General features: G+C 70.0%; 15 protein-coding genes. 11 read left to right on the top strand and 4 right to left on the bottom strand.

Annotated features, from left to right (window positions below; all coding sequences use genetic code 11):
* Positions 1-27: 27 nt before the first annotated feature.
* Complete coding sequence (locus tag AC2W7E_RS15635) at positions 28-2,559, bottom strand: ATP-dependent Clp protease ATP-binding subunit (protein WP_025105479.1); 2,532 nt, start codon at positions 2,557-2,559, stop codon at positions 28-30.
* 175 nt (positions 2,560-2,734) lie between these two features.
* On the opposite strand from AC2W7E_RS15635, the gene AC2W7E_RS15630 reads away from it, so the two are divergent.
* The 5 genes from AC2W7E_RS15630 (at position 2,735) to AC2W7E_RS15610 (ending at position 6,411) form a co-directional block, all read left to right on the top strand.
* Positions 2,735-3,358, top strand: coding sequence for a hypothetical protein (locus AC2W7E_RS15630; protein WP_485989476.1), 624 nt, complete (start codon positions 2,735-2,737; stop codon positions 3,356-3,358).
* Complete coding sequence (locus AC2W7E_RS15625) at positions 3,358-4,110, top strand: hypothetical protein (protein ID WP_485989475.1); 753 nt, start codon at positions 3,358-3,360, stop codon at positions 4,108-4,110. The genes AC2W7E_RS15630 and AC2W7E_RS15625 overlap by 1 nt, the downstream gene beginning before the upstream one ends.
* Positions 4,107-4,343 (top strand): helix-turn-helix domain-containing protein, encoded by a 237-nt coding sequence (locus AC2W7E_RS15620; protein ID WP_060922489.1) that lies wholly within the window; start codon positions 4,107-4,109, stop codon positions 4,341-4,343. Before AC2W7E_RS15625 ends, AC2W7E_RS15620 begins: the two co-directional genes overlap by 4 nt.
* 162 nt (positions 4,344-4,505) lie before the next feature.
* The gene (locus AC2W7E_RS15615) at positions 4,506-4,847 is read left to right on the top strand and encodes a hypothetical protein (RefSeq protein WP_303709839.1); all 342 of its coding nucleotides are present in this window, start codon (positions 4,506-4,508) and stop codon (positions 4,845-4,847) included.
* 142 nt (positions 4,848-4,989) lie between these two features.
* Positions 4,990-6,411: a dicarboxylate/amino acid:cation symporter gene (locus tag AC2W7E_RS15610; protein ID WP_174235396.1), complete on the top strand. Its 1,422-nt coding sequence runs from the start codon at positions 4,990-4,992 to the stop codon at positions 6,409-6,411.
* A 161-nt stretch (positions 6,412-6,572) separates the two neighbouring features.
* On the opposite strand, the gene AC2W7E_RS15605 is transcribed toward AC2W7E_RS15610, so the two are convergent.
* Both AC2W7E_RS15605 and AC2W7E_RS15600 read right to left on the bottom strand, forming a co-directional pair.
* On the bottom strand, positions 6,573-8,303 hold the full coding sequence (locus tag AC2W7E_RS15605; protein WP_485989474.1) for a cation:proton antiporter: 1,731 nt from the start codon (positions 8,301-8,303) through the stop codon (positions 6,573-6,575).
* A 45-nt stretch (positions 8,304-8,348) separates the two neighbouring features.
* Positions 8,349-8,657, bottom strand: coding sequence for a MerR family transcriptional regulator (locus AC2W7E_RS15600; RefSeq protein ID WP_085605969.1), 309 nt, complete (start codon positions 8,655-8,657; stop codon positions 8,349-8,351).
* Between the two features lie 129 nt (positions 8,658-8,786).
* On the opposite strand from AC2W7E_RS15600, the gene AC2W7E_RS15595 reads away from it, so the two are divergent.
* From AC2W7E_RS15595 to AC2W7E_RS15575, 5 genes are all read left to right on the top strand, one after another.
* Positions 8,787-9,209 (top strand): Hsp20/alpha crystallin family protein, encoded by a 423-nt coding sequence (locus tag AC2W7E_RS15595; protein WP_025105470.1) that lies wholly within the window; start codon positions 8,787-8,789, stop codon positions 9,207-9,209.
* 64 nt (positions 9,210-9,273) lie between these two features.
* A complete protein-coding gene (locus AC2W7E_RS15590) occupies positions 9,274-9,501 on the top strand; it encodes a DUF2795 domain-containing protein (protein ID WP_025105469.1) in 228 nt (75 codons plus the stop codon).
* 36 nt (positions 9,502-9,537) lie between these two features.
* Positions 9,538-10,572: an MsnO8 family LLM class oxidoreductase gene (locus tag AC2W7E_RS15585; RefSeq protein ID WP_485989473.1), complete on the top strand. Its 1,035-nt coding sequence runs from the start codon at positions 9,538-9,540 to the stop codon at positions 10,570-10,572.
* 1,045 nt (positions 10,573-11,617) lie between these two features.
* Positions 11,618-12,130, top strand: a complete 513-nt coding sequence (locus AC2W7E_RS15580) for a hypothetical protein (protein WP_315104889.1) — start codon at positions 11,618-11,620, stop codon at positions 12,128-12,130.
* Positions 12,131-12,228: 98 nt separating this feature from the next.
* Complete coding sequence (locus tag AC2W7E_RS15575) at positions 12,229-12,435, top strand: hypothetical protein (protein WP_025105466.1); 207 nt, start codon at positions 12,229-12,231, stop codon at positions 12,433-12,435.
* Between the two features lie 277 nt (positions 12,436-12,712).
* Here AC2W7E_RS15575 and pheA read toward each other — a convergent pair whose 3' ends face one another.
* The gene (gene pheA, locus AC2W7E_RS15570; protein WP_029990079.1) at positions 12,713-13,663 is read right to left on the bottom strand and encodes a prephenate dehydratase; all 951 of its coding nucleotides are present in this window, start codon (positions 13,661-13,663) and stop codon (positions 12,713-12,715) included.
* Between the two features lie 78 nt (positions 13,664-13,741).
* Between pheA and pgm the strand changes: the two genes are divergently transcribed.
* A complete protein-coding gene (gene pgm, locus AC2W7E_RS15565; protein WP_485989472.1) occupies positions 13,742-15,385 on the top strand; it encodes a phosphoglucomutase (alpha-D-glucose-1,6-bisphosphate-dependent) in 1,644 nt (547 codons plus the stop codon).
* Positions 15,386-16,164 lie beyond the last annotated feature (779 nt).

The following is a 16,164-nucleotide window of genomic DNA, read 5'->3' as shown; positions in this document are numbered from 1 at the left end:
CGCCCCTTCGGGTGACCGTGTCGAGGATCAGTCGTTGCCGGTGATCGCCAGGTCGGGCGTGCCGGAGATCGCGCCGCCGCCGGTGTTGACGCCGACCGCGACCTTCTCCCCGCGCGGGCCGTGCTCGAACAGGAACTCCCCGTCCTTCGCATCGACCTTCACGTGGTCGCCCGAGTCGAGCTCGCCGTGCAGGATCTTCTCCGACAGACGGTCCTCGATCTCGTGCTGCATCGCGCGACGCAGCGGACGGGCACCCAGGGCCGGGTCGAAGCCGATCTCGATCAGACGCTCCTTGGCGGACTGCGACAGCTCGATCGTCATGTCGCGGTCGAGCAGACGCTCGCCGAGGCGCTTCGTGAACAGGTCCACGATCTGCACCAGCTCGTCCTTGCTCAGCTGCGGGAAGACGATGATGTCGTCGACGCGGTTGAGGAACTCGGGCTTGAAGTGCCGCTTGAGCTCCTCGTTGACCTTGCCCTTCATCCGCTCGTAGCTCGTGGCGTTGTTGCCCTCGATCTGGAAGCCGACGGGGCCGCCGGCGATGTCGCGCGCACCGAGGTTCGTGGTCATGATGATGACCGTGTTCTTGAAGTCCACGATCCGACCCTGACCGTCGGTGAGGCGACCCTCTTCCAGGATCTGCAGCAGCGAGTTGAAGATGTCCGGGTGCGCCTTCTCGATCTCGTCGAAGAGGACCACGCTGAACGGCTTGCGCCGCACCTTCTCGGTGAGCTGGCCACCCTCTTCGAAGCCGACGAACCCGGGAGGGGCACCGAACAGCCGCGAGACGGTGTGCTTCTCGCCGAACTCGCTCATGTCGAGCGAGATGAGCGCGGCCTCGTCGTCGAAGAGGAACTCCGCGAGCGCCTTGGCGAGCTCGGTCTTTCCGACGCCCGTGGGGCCGGCGAAGATGAACGAGCCCGAGGGACGCTTCGGGTCCTTGAGGCCGGCACGCTGACGACGGATGGTCTTGGAGAGCGCCGCGATGGCCTCCTCCTGACCGATGACGCGCTGGTGCAGCGCCTTCTCCATGAAGACGAGTCGGCTGGACTCCTCCTCCGTCAGCTTGAACACGGGGATACCGGTCGCCTGAGCGAGCACCTCGGCGATCAGGCCCTCGTCGACGACAGCCTGGGTCGCGACGTCACCCGCACGCCACTGCTTCTCGAGACGCAGCCGCTCGGCGAGGAGGCTCTTCTCCTCATCGCGCAGGGAGGCGGCCTTCTCGAAGTCCTGCTCCTCGGAGGCGATCTCCTTCTGCTCGCGCACGGCGGCGATCTTCTCGTCGAACTCGCGCAGCTCGGGCGGGCTGGACAGGATCGACAGACGCAGACGTGCGCCCGCCTCGTCGATCAAGTCGATGGCCTTGTCCGGGAGGAAGCGGTCGGAGACGTAGCGGTCGGCGAGGTTCGCCGCGGCCACGATCGCGCCGTCGGTGATCTGCACCTTGTGGTGCGCCTCGTAGCGGTCGCGCAGCCCCTTGAGGATGTTGATCGCGTGCGGCAGCGTCGGCTCGTTCACCTGCACCGGCTGGAAGCGGCGCTCGAGCGCGGCGTCCTTCTCGAAGTGCTTGCGGTACTCGTCGAGCGTGGTGGCACCGATGGTCTGGAGCTCACCGCGGGCGAGCAGCGGCTTGAGGATGCTGGCCGCGTCGATCGCGCCCTCGGCGGCACCCGCACCCACGAGGGTGTGAATCTCGTCGATGAAGACGATGATGTCGCCGCGCGTGCGGATCTCCTTGGTGACCTTCTTCAGACGCTCCTCGAAGTCGCCGCGGTAGCGGGAACCGGCGATGAGCGAGCCGAGGTCGAGCGAGTAGAGCTGCTTGTCCTTCAGCGTCTCGGGCACATCGCCCTTGACGATCGCCTGGGCGAGACCCTCGACGACGGCGGTCTTGCCGACGCCGGGCTCGCCGATCAGGACGGGGTTGTTCTTGGAACGGCGGGAGAGGATCTGCATGACCCGCTCCGCCTCCTTCTCGCGCCCGATCACCGGGTCGAGCTTGTTGTCGCGCGCGGCCTGCGTGAGGTTGCGACCGAACTGGTCGAGCACCTGCGAGCCGCCCTGCGCACCCGACGGGGTGTCGTTGGACTGCGCGCCGACGGACGCGGGCTCACGGCCCGGAGCGCCGGAGAGCAGCTGGATGACCTGCTGCCGCACCTTGTTGAGGTCGGCGCCCAGCTTGACGAGCACCTGAGCGGCCACGCCCTCACCCTCGCGGATGAGGCCGAGGAGGATGTGCTCGGTGCCGATGTAGTTGTGACCGAGCTGCAGGGCCTCGCGGAGGCTCAGCTCGAGCACCTTCTTGGCGCGCGGCGTGAACGGGATGTGGCCGGTCGGCTGCTGCTGACCCTGGCCGATGATGTCCTGCACCTGCTCGCGCACGGCGTCGAGGGAGATGCCGAGCGACTCCAGCGCCTTGGCTGCGACGCCCTCGCCCTCGTGGATGAGGCCGAGCAGGATGTGCTCGGTGCCGATGTAGTTGTGGTTGAGCATCTTCGCCTCTTCTTGGGCGAGGACGACCACTCGACGGGCTCGGTCCGTGAATCTCTCGAACATGTTGACTCCTTATTCGCACGGGGCGAAGACGCATGAAGCGCTTGTACATCGAGAGTAACGACCAGAAATGGCGGGTATGCCCGTGTTCGCCGTGGGCATAGCGAGGCCTTGACGGGTTTATCGACAGTCGTTATGTTAACGAAAGTCGATAAACCCTGACTCTCAGGAGGAGCTCATGCTCGCCACGGAAAGACGCCCTTCGCTCGCCGACGGCATCGCGCTCGGGCTCATCGCCACCGGTGCCGTCAGCGTCGGGATCGGCGCCATCGTCGCCGTCGCCCAGGCCGCCGGTGCCCTGTTCTCCCCCTCGCCCACGGTCGCGATGCCGGTGCACGACGTCGACCTCTCCGCCCTCGACGGCGTGGCCGGGATCGAGGGCGCCACCGTCGTCTCCGCCCTCGTCACGCTCACCGCGCCGCCTACGAGCGCCCGCTGGCTGCTGCTGCTCGAGACGGCGCTCCCCGCGCTCGCCACCGTGGCGCTGTGCGCGGTGGTCTGGTGGCTCGGCGTCTCCCTCATCCGCTCCCGCCCGTTCCGCGCCTCCCTCGGGTGGATGTTCGCCGTCGCCGCCTGCCTGCTGATGGCGGGCACCCTGTTCGGGCAGCTCGCCGGCGGCATCGGGCGGGCCGAGATCGTGAAGGATCTCGCCGCGACCGACCCCGCGGTCGAGGACGTGCTGTGGACGCTGCTCATGGAGTTCGATCTCGCGCCCGCGGGGTGGGCGTTCGCCCTGGCTCTCGTGGCAGGCGTCTTCACCATCGGCCGCCGTCTGCAGCGCGACACGGAAGGACTGGTCTGATGATCTCGTTCGGCTCGGAGGCCGTCTGGCCGTCTCTGCTCAACATCGGGATCGCGCTCGCGGTCTGTGCGGCCGTCGTCGCCCTCGTCGTCTGGAACAGCCGCCGCCGTGGCAGCCGCACGGTCGCCCTCGACGCGGCGCTCACGCTGTCCGGATGGTGGATCACGCTCTCCGCACTGGGCGCGGTGGTCATCGTCGTCAAAGCGTTCGCCGTGGACTGGGCGGAGCTGCACGGTGCGACGACGATCTTCCTCGACTGGCCCTCGAGCCTCCCGTGCTCGGAGTACAGCGACAGCACGACGACGATGCTCAGCTGCGGCGGCACGGAGCTCTCGGACTTCACGGTGGGCCACGCGTCGCTCGGGCTGCGCCTCCTCGCCGCGGCCGCACAGCTCAGCAGCCTCGCCCTCACGACGATCCCCGCGGTGGTCCTCGCACTCATCTGCTTCCATACCCTCCGCGGCCGCGCGTTCTCCCGCACCGTGACCCGCGCCCTCGTCGGGGGTGCGATCGCGTTCGGGGTGCTGGGCGTGCTCTCCGATCTCCTGAGCGGCATCGCCGCCACCACCGGACTGCGGGAGGCCCTGCCCGCAGACAGCACCTGGTATCCGCAGACCTACTGGCTCACCGTCACACCGCTGCCGTTCGCCGCGGCGCTCGGCCTCCTCGCCCTCGCCGCGGTGTTCCGTCAGGGCATGCGCGTCGAGCAGGAGCGGGCCGCCCTGGAGCGCGAGACGGAGGGCCTGGTGTGAGCCCGGCGGAGAGCGACGACGAGTTCACGGGCATCCACTGCCGTCTCGACGAGCTGCTGGCGGCCCGCGGGATGACGCTGACGGAGCTAAGCGCCGCCGTCGGTGTCAGCATCGTGAACCTGTCGGTGCTGAAGAACGACCGCGCCCGCGCGATCCGCTACTCCACGCTGCGGGCCATCTGCGAGGCGCTCGACTGCGAGGTCGGCGACCTCCTCGTCCTCGCCGACCGCTGACTTCTGTCGACCCACCCCCTTCCGCGCGCCCCGGCCCCTTGCGGACGCACGCAGGGGGCCGGGACGCACGAAGAGGGGTGGGTCGGCGGGAGGGCGAGCACGGTCACGCGCTGGATTGCAAGCCCCTTCTATGAGTCGGCTGTGAGTGGATAGCGTCGTCGCATGACCAGCACCCGCATCCCCTCGCGTCGCGGCCTCCGCCTCCTGGCGATCGTCCCGGCCGCTGCCCTCGCCTTCTCCCTCGCCGCCTGCGCGGGAGAGAGCCGCCCCTCGGTCGACGAGGTCGCCGACGGCATCCAGAAGGTCTTCGAGGGCACCCCGCAGGAGGAGGCCATGACCGACGACGCCGCCACCTGCCTGGCCGAAGCCCTGGTCGACTCCGACCTCAGCGACGAGACGCTCGGCTACATCGCCGACGGCGAGGACAAGCAGCGGGACGAAGCCGACAAGGCCCTCACGACCCAGATCATCCAGGACAACCTCCAGGACTGCGTCACGCCCTGAGGGCGGCACGCAGCGAAGGGTGACGGCCTGGGAGGGCGGCCGTCATCCTTCGTCATATCCGCCCAGGGAATTCTCAGGCTCTCCTAGCGTTGAGCCTCATGGCGTGCACCCGGCGCGCCGCGATTCTGGAGTCCCCACCTCAATGAGCACCACCGCACGCGCCCAGAAGGCGCCAGACACCCGCGGGCCGGTCCGGAAGCTGCTGACCTCGTTCGGCTTCCAGATCATCGCCGCCCTCGTCCTCGGCATCGCCGCCGGTCTGATCGGCCGTCAGCTCGGCGCCACGGCCGAGAACCCGACCGCCCTGTCGGCGACCCTCGACACGATCGGCAGCTCGTACGTCACGCTGCTCCGCGCGGCTGTCGTCCCGTTGATCTTCACCGCGATCGTCGCGAGCATCTCGAACCTCCGCCGCGTGCAGAACGCCGCCCGCCTCGCCGGGCAGACGATCCTCTGGTTCGCGATCACCGCCTTCATCGCGGTCATCATCGGCATCGTCCTCGGCCTCGTGATCCAGCCGGGCAGCCGCGCCGGCGAGGGCCTGGAGCCGGGCGAGCCGTACACGGTCGGCACCTGGTGGAACTTCCTCCTCGGCCTCATCCCGCAGAACTTCCTCGGCCTGACCGTCAGCACCTCCCCCGGAGCCACCGAGGGCGCGTTCACCTCGAGCGTCGGCTTCAACATCCTCCAGGTGATCGTGGTCGCGGCCGTCGTCGGCATCGCGGCGCTCAAGGCCGGCAAGAAGGCGGAGCCGTTCCTCGTCTTCACCGAGTCCCTGCTCAAGGTCATCCAGCGCGTGCTGTGGTGGATCATCCGCATCGCCCCGCTCGGCACGTTCGGCCTCATCGGCTCCGCCGTCATCAAGTACGGCTGGGAGAAGCTGGCGTCGCTCGGCTGGTTCGCGGCCGCGGTCTACATCGGCCTCGCGCTCGTGCTGTTCGTCGTGTACCCGATCCTGGTGCGCACGCACGGCCTCTCCATCAAGCAGTACTTCTCGGGTGTGTGGCCGGCGGTGCAGCTCGCCTTCGTGAGCCGCTCCTCCATCGGCACGCTGCCCCTCACGGAGCGCGTGACCGAGCGCAACCTCGGTGTGCCCCGCTCCTACGCCTCGTTCGCCGTGCCGCTGGGCGCGACGACGAAGATGGACGGCTGCGCCGCGATCTACCCGGCCATCGCCGCGATCTTCGTCGCGCAGTTCTTCGGCATCGAGCTGAACTTCGTGCAGTACCTGCTGATCGTGATCGTCTCGGTCGTCGGTTCCGCCGCCACCGCCGGCACCACGGGCGCGGTCGTCATGCTCACGCTGACGCTGTCCACCCTGGGTCTGCCGCTCGAGGGCGTCGGCCTGCTGCTCGCGATCGACCCGATCCTCGACATGGGCCGCACGGCGGTTAACGTCGCCGGTCAGGCGCTCGTCCCCGCGATCGTCGCGAAGCGTGAGGGCATCCTCGACGAGGAGCTCTACAACGCCCCGCGCGAGGGCCTGCCCTTCGCCGACGACTCCGGCGACGACGCTCCCGAGGCCGACGCCGCCTCCACCCCGGAGCCCGCCGGCGCCCGCTGACCCGGTCTCTCGACGAGCGCCCCACCTTCCTCTCGAAGGTGGGGCGCTCTTTTCACCCACTTCCCCTGTCGACCCACCCCTTTGCGTGCGCCCCGGCCCTTTACGCACGGGCGGAAAGGGGTGGGTCGACCGGAACGGGGTGGGTCGGCGGGAAGGAGGGGTCAGTTGCGGCTCAGGGGGCGGGTCGCGCCGCGGGTGTCGAGCGCCAGCTCCTCGGCGTCCATGGCGGCCAGCAGCTCCCGCATGACCTCCTCGTCGAGCTCGCCGGCGTCCCGCTCCGCGACGAGGATCTCCCGCCGCACCTGCAGCCATCCCTTGGTCAGCGCGACGAGGTCGTCATAGGAGGGGCGGGCGACGGTGTCCTCGACCTGCTGTGCGTCGTCGGTGTCCTTCTCCACCCGGGTCATGCGCTTGGTGAAGGCATCGAACATGCCGAGGTCGACCTCGCCGTGCTTCTGCTCCCACTCCCGGCGCTTCTCGGCGAGGTACGCCTTGCCGGCCTCGCGGCTCTTGGCCTTGACCATCTCCAGCGCCGCGACGTCCTCCGCGTGCTCCTCATCCCCGGCGATCTCGAGCCGCCGGATGAGCAGCGGCAGGGTGAGCCCCTGCAGCAGGAGCGTGCCGACGGTGACGATGAAGGCGACGACGACGATGGCGTGCGAGGCCTCGGTGTCGAGCCCGGCCAGATCGGCGGCGGCCACCGCGATCGCCAGGGTCACCACGCCGCGCATACCCGCCCAGGAGATGACGGCGTTGTCCTTCCAGGTGAGCCGCAGCCCGGCCATGCGTTCCCGCACGATCTGCGTCCGCAGCTCATCCGTGCTCTGGTCGCGCCACCGCCGGGACCGCCGTCGCCGTTCGTCGAACTCCCCGGATGCGATGCCGCGATCCATGCGGGCGAGCCGGCGGCGGTCCTGGAAGTTCGACCACGCGCTGATCGGGTAGATGTAGAGCGGCCGCACGACGAGCACCACAAGCAGCACGGCGCCGGAGAGCAGGAGGATGTGCCCCACCGACTCGCTGCCGAGATCGCTGAGCACCCGCGGGAACTGGAGGCCGATGTAGGCGAACACGAAGCTCTCCAGCAGCAGGTCGGCCGACAGCCACAGCGGCGCCTCCTGCTGCCGGGTCGTGTAGTCGGTGCGCGGGGCGTTGAAGCCGACGAACAGTCCCATGGCCACGACCGCGAGGACGCCGGAGCCGAGCAGGTGCTCCGCGATGTTGTACGCGCCGAACGGGGCGAGCAGACCGAAGGTGCCGATAACCACCGGGTCGCCGATGCGCATGCGGAGTTGATGCAGGACGATCCCGAAGACGAGCCCGATGCCCACCCCCACGCCGACCGCGAGGAGGAACTGCCCGATGCCTCCCCAGATCGACACCGTCGCGCCAGCGAGGATGGCCGCGAACACCCGGTAGAGCGTGAGCGAGGTCGCGTCGTTGATGAGGCTCTCCCCGGACAGCACCGTCATGATGCGGCGAGGTAGACCGAGACGACGGCCGATCGCCGCCGCCGACACCGCGTCCGGCGGGGCGACGATGGCGCCCAGCAGCAGCGCGCCGGGCAGCGTGAGCGACGGCAGGATCCACCAGGCAACGAGTCCGACGGCGAACGCGGTGAGCAGCACGAGCCAGATCCCGAGGCGCCGGATCTGCGGCAGGCTGCGCTTGAACCCGACGAACGACACGTCGAGGGCGGCGGAATACAGCAGCGGCGGCAGGACGAGCCCGAGCAGCAGGTGCCCGTCGATCTCCAGCTCCGGCACGAACGGCAGGAACGAGGCGGCGAGCGCCACGACGGTCACGAGCAGCGGGGCCGGCCACCCCCGCGATCGCGCGACGGCCGCCACGGCGACAGCTCCGACGAGGACGTAGAAGATCCCGGCTTCCATGCGGAAAGCGTAGCGGCGTCGTCGGCACCCCCTGTCCGCCGGGCGTCAGTCGCGGGGGGAGCGCTCGCGTTCCGGCGCCTCCGCATCGAGAGCCTCCCGGAGGCCCGCGTTCTCATCCTGCAGGTCGAGGACCCGCGCGATCCCGGCGATGTTGATGCCGTCGCCGCGGAGCTCGGCCGCGCGACGCAGGCGGGTGATGTCATCGTCGCTGTACCGGCGCGTGCCGCCGTCGCTCCGGGCGGGCGCGAGGAGGCCCTTGCTCTCGAAGAGCCGGATCGTCGCCTCGGGCAGGTCGACGAGCTGCGCGGCCACGGCGATGCCGTAGAGCGGGGTGCGCGAGTCGCGTGCGGTCATGAATGTCCTCGTCTCCGGATCGGGGTTGCGAAGATTCCTGCGTGTGTTCTATAACAAATCTATACCTCAGGTGCAGATAATCTGCACACCACCTCAGCCCTTGCAGGGCCGCACGAAAGGAGACACCTCATGGCACTGACCTTCGATCCCTTCAGCCAGCTCGACCGCTTCGCCGCGAGCGTCCTGGACTCCGTGCGCGCGCCCCGGTCGATGCCGGTGGACCTGTACCGCGACGGGGACCGCTACATCCTGCACGCCGACCTCCCCGGCGCCGACCCCGGCTCCATCGACGTCGACCTCGACGGCGGGCAGCTCACGATCCGCGCACAGCGCACGGCCGACACCCGCGAAGGCGTGCGCTGGCTCGCCCGCGAGCGCGGCGCCGGATCGTTCCTGCGCCAGTTCTCGCTCGGCGACGGAGTGGACCTCGACAACATCAGCGCTTCGTACGAGAGCGGTGTCCTGTCGGTCGTGATCCCCGTCAGCGAACGGGCGAAGCCACGCAAGATCGTCGTCGAATCCGGCGAACAGCGCCAGGCGATCGACGCCTGAGTACCCGGGGGCGGTGCTGCGGCACCGCCCCCCTCTCATCCTCTTCTCACGGAAAGGACGAACCATGGCACTCTCCCCGACCCTCGACCGCTTCCTCGCCGAGATGGAGTACCCCGCGACCCGCGACGACCTCCTGCGCGAAGCCGCGCGGGAGGGACTGCCGAACCACGACCGTGCGGCGCTGCACGACCTACCGGAACAGAGCTTCAGCGCCGCCTGGCTCATCCGCTATCGCCTCGCCAGGAACGCGCTCGCCGACGCGCTCACCCCCGCCTCGCGCCTCGCCGCGTAGGGAATGCCGGAGCGGCCGCCGAGGTTGCATCCGGAGATGAACGACGTCGCCCTCTCCGTCCTCGACCTCGTGCCGGTCCGCTCCGGCCAGACCAGTGCCGAGGCCATCGCCGCCTCCCTCTCCCTCGCCGCGACCGCCGACCGGCTCGGCTATCGCCGGTACTGGTTCGCCGAGCACCACAACATGCCCGCGGTCGCGTCGACCACGCCGCCGGTCCTCATCGCGGCCGCGACCACGCGCACCTCGCGCATCCGCCTCGGCTCCGGCGGCGTGATGCTGCCGAACCACGCGCCCCTGATCGTCGCCGAGCAGTTCGCCGCCCTCGAGGCCATCGCCCCCGGCCGCATCGACCTGGGCCTCGGCGGCGCCGGCAGCGACCCCGTGATCACTCAGCTCCTCCGCGGGGCAGGGACCACCAGCGACGTGGAGCAGTTCCCCCGCCACGTGCAGGACATCGCGGCGCTTTTCACCGCCGACGGCGCCACGGTGCGCTTCACCTCCGGCGGGGAGTACACCGTGCGGGCGACCCCCGCCGCGGCCGGGGTGCCCGAAGTGTGGCTGCTGGGGTCGAGCGACTACTCCGCGCAGCTCGCCGCCTCCCTCGGCCTGCCGTACGTGTTCGCGAACCACTTCTCCGGACAGGGCCTGGAACGCGCGCTCGACCTCTACCGCACGAACTACCGTCCGAGCGAGGAGCACCCGGAGCCGCGGACCTTCCTCACCGTGAACGCCGTCGCCGCCCCGACCGCAGAGGAGGCGGAGGCCCGTGCCCTGCCACAGCTGCGGATGATGGCGCGACTCCGACTCAACCAGCCGCTCGTCGCGCTCGAGACCGTCGAGCAGGCCCTCGCCGCGGAGCACGACGCCGCGACCGATCAGGTGGTCGAGGCCGCGCGGTCGCGGTGGTTCGTCGGCACCGGGGAGTCCGTCGCCGCCGAGGTGCGCTCCTTCGCGTCGACCTACGGGGTGGACGAGGTCATGCTCTCCCCCGTCGCCGGCGCCTATGACGCGGAGCCGAAGGACTCGGCCGCGGGGCGGGCGCAGACGCTGGAGCTCGTCGCGGGGGCGTGAGTCGCGTCGCGTGGGGCTTTCCGTCGCGGGACGGGGGCGTTCCGTCGCGGGATCACGAACGCTCCCCCACGAGGCCCGGGCGGCGCCTTTCTGATCCCCCGTCCGGTCGGTCCCGCGTCCGGTTGCTTCCGCGTCCGGTTCCTTCCGCCCTGCGGGATCGATAACGCTCCCCTGCGCGCTTCCCGCAGCACCTTTCTGATCCCGCGTCTGGTCGGTCACTTGGTGCGGGATCGATAACGCTCCCCTGCGCACTTCCCGCAGCGCCTTCCTGATCCCGCGTCCGGTTGCTTCCGCCCTGCGGGATCGATAACGCTCCCTTGCGCGCTTCCCGCGGCACCTTTGTGATCCCGCGCGCCGGCCGTCGTCGCACCACCCCGTGCGAGCGGGAATCGGGGCCCCGGCAGGTCCCGCAACGCGCTCTTACGCTCCGTCCGGGAGCCTCTCGCTGTCTCGGCATGCGGGACGGGAAACGTGCCTTCAGCGGTCGCTGGAGGGACACTTCTGATCCGGCGCGAGGAAGAGACCTCCGCCACAATCGCAGGTCGATTCGAGTTGTACACAAGAGCCGGGCGGAGGATGATCGACCGCCCGGACGCCGACCCTGCACGGACAGCATGGACGCATGCGACACCGGATCCCTCTCCCACCTGACCTCGGCCCTCATTTCGCCGTCCGTGACGCCGCGGCCATCGGGGTCGGGCGGAAGAGATACTCCAGCCGAGACCTCGCGCGGCCATTCGCCGGAGTGCGGTCGGCGAACGAGCCCGCCACGTTCGACGATCGAGTCGCCGCGTACCTTCCACGCCTCCGTGAAGGCCAGGCATTCGCCGGACGCACGGCCCTCCGGCTGTGGGGGATTCCCGCGCCCGCCCGATGGTCGCCGGATGAGCCCCTCGACGTCGCCGTGCACACCGGGACCTCACCGCCAAGGACGGTCGGTGTCCGAGGGCGCCGCATCGCCCCGGCACGGGCGGACACATGGCACATCCACGGAGTTCCGACGGTCGATCCGGTCAGCGCACTGTTCCTCTGCGCGCGGGAGTTCGTGTTCACGCCGATCGTCGTGGCGCTCGATGCGCTGGTCACATCGTCCGACGTCTATCCGGGGCTGCGGATGGGCCGACCGGTCGCGACCATCGAGAGCATCGATCGACAGCTGACGCGATGGGGGCGGTTTCCCGGGTGCGGTCGCATACGCGATGGCCTGGCATTCGCACGACCGGGCGTCGAGTCGCCGAAGGAGACCGAGACCCGGCTGCTCCTCACGAGCTTCGCCCTCCCGGAGCCCGCGATCCAGCACATTGTCTCCGCGGACGGACGCTTCCTCGCCCGGGTCGACCTCGCCTACCCCGAATGCCGCATCGCCATCGAGTACGAAGGCGACGGCCATCGGACGGACCGTGATCAATGGCGGATCGACATCCGGCGTCAACGCGACCTCGAAGATCACGGATGGCTCGTGATCCGCGTCACCGAGCTCGATCTGCGCGACGGTGGCGCCGCCCTCGCCGCCCGTGTGCGTCGCGCACTCATGGTTCGCCACGGCATCCGGGGTTGAGGCGTGCTCACGGATGGGCGTTCGGTCCTCTCCGCGATGAGGGGGCTGGCTCCGGGTGTCAGGGAGGCGTAGCCTCGGCGGCAGAGAGGGGTTCGACGATGAGCACCAAGACACTCGCACTTTGGGTCGCGTACGGGACGAACGGGGTGGTGGGGAGCATCCGCCACGATGAAAACGGCTATGTGGTGACCATGGCGGGAGCGGACGCGGCGGCCGGGACCTATCCCAGCCTCGCCTCCGCGAAGGGCGCGCTGCACGCCCGTATGCTGCCGGGGAGCGCCTGGCCGCGGTTCCAGGAGCACTGACCCGCTCCTCGTCGTGCGGGATCGAAACAGCACCTCCCGAGCCGGTACGAGGTGCGATTCTGATCCCGTGATACCTGCGGCTGTGGGGGATCCCGGCGGCGGGGTGCGTCGGTTGGGAAACGGGCGCAGATCGTTCGGCTAACGTTCGTTATCGATCCCGCCAACCGGGGGCGCGGCATGCCGGATCGAAATCGGGCGCGGGCCGGTACGGGAACGTGTGTTATCGATCCCGAACGCAGGACGCACGCGCGCGGGAGGCACGCGCGTGCGGGCGGCGTCAGGACTCGGGTTCGCCGGAGAGGATGCCGCGGAGCCAGTCGCGGGCCTCGATGAAGATCTCGTCGGAGTAGCGGTCGGGATACTGCACGATCTGCCGATCGGCTCGCGGGTACGACCCGAGGAACACCACACGGGGGCTGAAGCGGCGGATCCCGAGCAGCGCGTCGGCCATCCGCTCGTGCTCGATGTGACCGTCCGCGTCGATCACGAACCGGTACCGGCCGAGCTCGTCGCCGATGGGCCGGGACTCGATGAGAGAGAGGTTGATGCCGCGCGTCGAGAACTGCTCCAGCATCTCGAGGAGAGAACCAGGGTGGTCATGCGGGAGCTCGACGATCAGCGAGGTCTTGTCGGCACCGGTCGGCGCGGGCGAACGCGTGGTGCGGGTGACGAGGACGAACCGGGTCACGGCCGCCGCGTTGTCGCCGATGCCCTCGGCGAGCACATCCACGTCATAGTGCTGCACGATGCCGGGAGCGGCGATCGCGGCCTGCGCGGGCGAGGTGCCGTCGAGGACGCCGATGGCCGAGGCCACGTTGCTCGCCGCCGGCACATGCGAGTGGGTCGGGAGGTGTTCGCCGAGCCAGCCGTGACACTGCGCGTAGGCGACGGGGTGCGCGGCGATGACCTCGACCTGGTCGAGAGTGGTGCCGCGCGGCGCGACGAGGACGAAGTTCACCCGCACGAGGTACTCGCCGATGATCCGGAGCCCCGGCAGAGTCGCCAGCGCGTCCTGCGTGGTCGAGACCCCGCCCTCGATGGAGTTCTCGATCGCGATCATGGCCGCGTCGCTGCGCCCTTCGAGGACGTCCGCGAGCGCCTCGCCCACGTTGTGCACCGGTCGCCAGTCCTGTCCCCTGGCCTCGGCCACCTGGTCGAGCGCTGCCTCCGTGAAGGTTCCGGCTGGTCCGAGATAGCTGTAGGTGCGGCGTGCAGTCACGGCGTTCAGCCTATCCCTCGGTGGCTCATGGGGTTCCCGCGTGTCAAGGCGGATGCGCGTATCGGCTGCACGGGGCAGACTGAGAGCATGAGCAGCCGTGCCGGCCTCCCCGCGGAGGAAAGTGACCTGATCGACGTCGACGAGCTGATCGCCGCCTACTACGACCGCGTGCCGAATCCGGATGTCGCGAGCGAGCGGGTCGTGTTCGGCACCAGCGGGCACCGCGGCTCGTCGCTCACGAAGAGCTTCAACGAGAACCACATCCTCGCCACGACGCAGGCCATCGTCGACTACCGCGCCGCGCAGGGCATCACCGGTCCGCTCTTCCTGGGGCGCGACACCCACGCGCTGTCCCTCCCGGCGGAGCGCAGCGCCATCGAGGTCCTGCTCGCGAACGGCGTGGACGTGCGCGTCGACGCCCGGGACTCGTGGGTGCCGACCCCCGCGTTGAGCCACGCGATCCTCACGTACAACCGCGACCGCGCCGCCGACGACCCGGGCCGCGCGGACGGCATCGTCGTGACCCCCTCGCACAATCCGCCGCGTGACGGCGGCTTCAAGTACAACCCGCCCCACGGCGGTCCCGCCGACACCGATGCGACCGGCTGGATCGCCGACCGCGCCAATCAGCTCATCGCCGGCGGCCTGACCGAGGTCCGTCGCGAGCGCTTCGCCGACGTGGACTGGGACGCGATCACCGGGTACGACTTCCGCGACGCCTATGTGCGCGACCTCCCGTCGATCATCGACATCGAGGCGATCCGCCGCGCCGGCGTGCGCATCGGCGCGGACCCGCTGGGCGGCGCGTCGGTGGAGTACTGGTCGCTGATCGCCGAGATGCACGACCTCGATCTCACGGTCGTCAACCCCGAGGTCGACCCCACCTGGCGCTTCATGACCCTGGACTGGGACGAGAAGATCCGGATGGACCCGTCGGCCCCGTCGGCCATGGCATCGCTCGTGGCGAAGAAGGGCGACTACGACATCCTCACCGGGAACGACGCCGACGCGGACCGGCACGGAATCGTCACCCCCGACGCCGGGCTCATGAACCCGAACCACTTCCTCGCCGTCGCCATCGACTACCTCTTCTCGCACCGGGAGCACTGGCCGCGCGAGGCCGCCGTCGGAAAGACGCTCGTGTCGTCGATGATCATCGATCGCGTGGCCGAGTCGCTCGGGCGGCGTCTGCTGGAGGTTCCGGTGGGCTTCAAGTGGTTCGTGCCCGGACTGCTCGACGGCTCGGTGGCGTTCGGCGGCGAGGAGTCGGCGGGGGCCTCGTTCCTGCGCCACGACGGCTCCGTGTGGTCGACCGACAAGGACGGCATCCTCCTCTGCCTGCTCGCGGCCGAGATCCTCGCGGTGACCGGCAAGACCCCGTCGCAGCGCTACGCGGAGCTGGAGGACGCCTTCGGCGCTTCCGCCTACCAGCGCGTCGACGCCCCCGCGACCCCTGAGCAGAAGGCGACGCTCGGCAAGCTCGCCCCGGAGTCGGTGACCGCGACCACCCTCGCCGGCGAGGACATCATCGCGAAGCTCTCGCACGCCCCCGGCAACGGTGCGGCGATCGGCGGCCTCAAGGTGCAGACTCCGCACGCGTGGTTCGCCGCGCGCCCGTCCGGAACCGAAGACGTCTACAAGCTCTACGCCGAGAGCCTGCGCGGTCCCGAGCACCTCGCGGAGGTGCAGGCCGAGGCCCGCGCCGTGGTGTCCGCCGCCCTCGGCGACTGATCCTCCCTCCCCCGGCGCCGCGTCCCGCGGGTACTCCGGGATCGAAACCGCTCCCCTCGGCCACCGCCGGGGGGAGTTTTCGATCCCGCCCGGCTTGGCGCCGTCGAGGGACCTTGGTGATCCGGCCCACCCTGGGGCCGGGCGGACGAGCCCGCGGCGGGATCGGAAACGGGCCCGCCACGCCTCGGGGAGGGACGTTGTTGATCCCGTCACCCCAAGGCCGGGCGGGAGCGGAGGCGCAAAGCCGGTGGCGGGATCGGAAACGGGCCTGGCACGGACTGGAGAGGGACTTTCCTGATCCCGCTAGCCGGGGCGCGGCGGGAGGGGACGCGCAAAGCCCGTGGCGGGATCGAAAGCGGGCGCGGCAGGCACCGGGGAGGGACGTGATCGATCCAGCCGCACCCGGGAGACGGTTCCGCTCCCGGGACTTGCTGACAATGGGACGGTCGTACGGTGCACCACCCGGTGCGGGATCAAGAACGATCCTCGTCAGCGTTTCGCAGGAGCATTTTTCATCCCGCGCGCCGGACCGTCGGCTTCCGTGCACGCTCGGGCGATGAGGCCCCTCCTGTTGTCGCGGGTCGGGCCGTCGGCGCCGGCCCGTCCGCCGGTCCTCTTGCGGGATCGAAAACGGGCTCGTCGGGGGTCCCGAACGGGCCTTTTCGATCCCGCTCCGCGACCGCCCCTGCTGCGGGATCGAAAACGGGCCCGGGGGACGCTGGGGAGGGGCGGTTTTGATCCCGCACACGGGCGGGGGCGAGGGGCGCGGGCGGGACGGG

Source organism: Microbacterium sp. CFSPD4_SD4, from assembly GCF_057364585.1.
The sequence above is the reverse complement of the archived record's forward strand: the minus strand, read 5'-3'. Positions and strand labels throughout refer to the sequence as shown.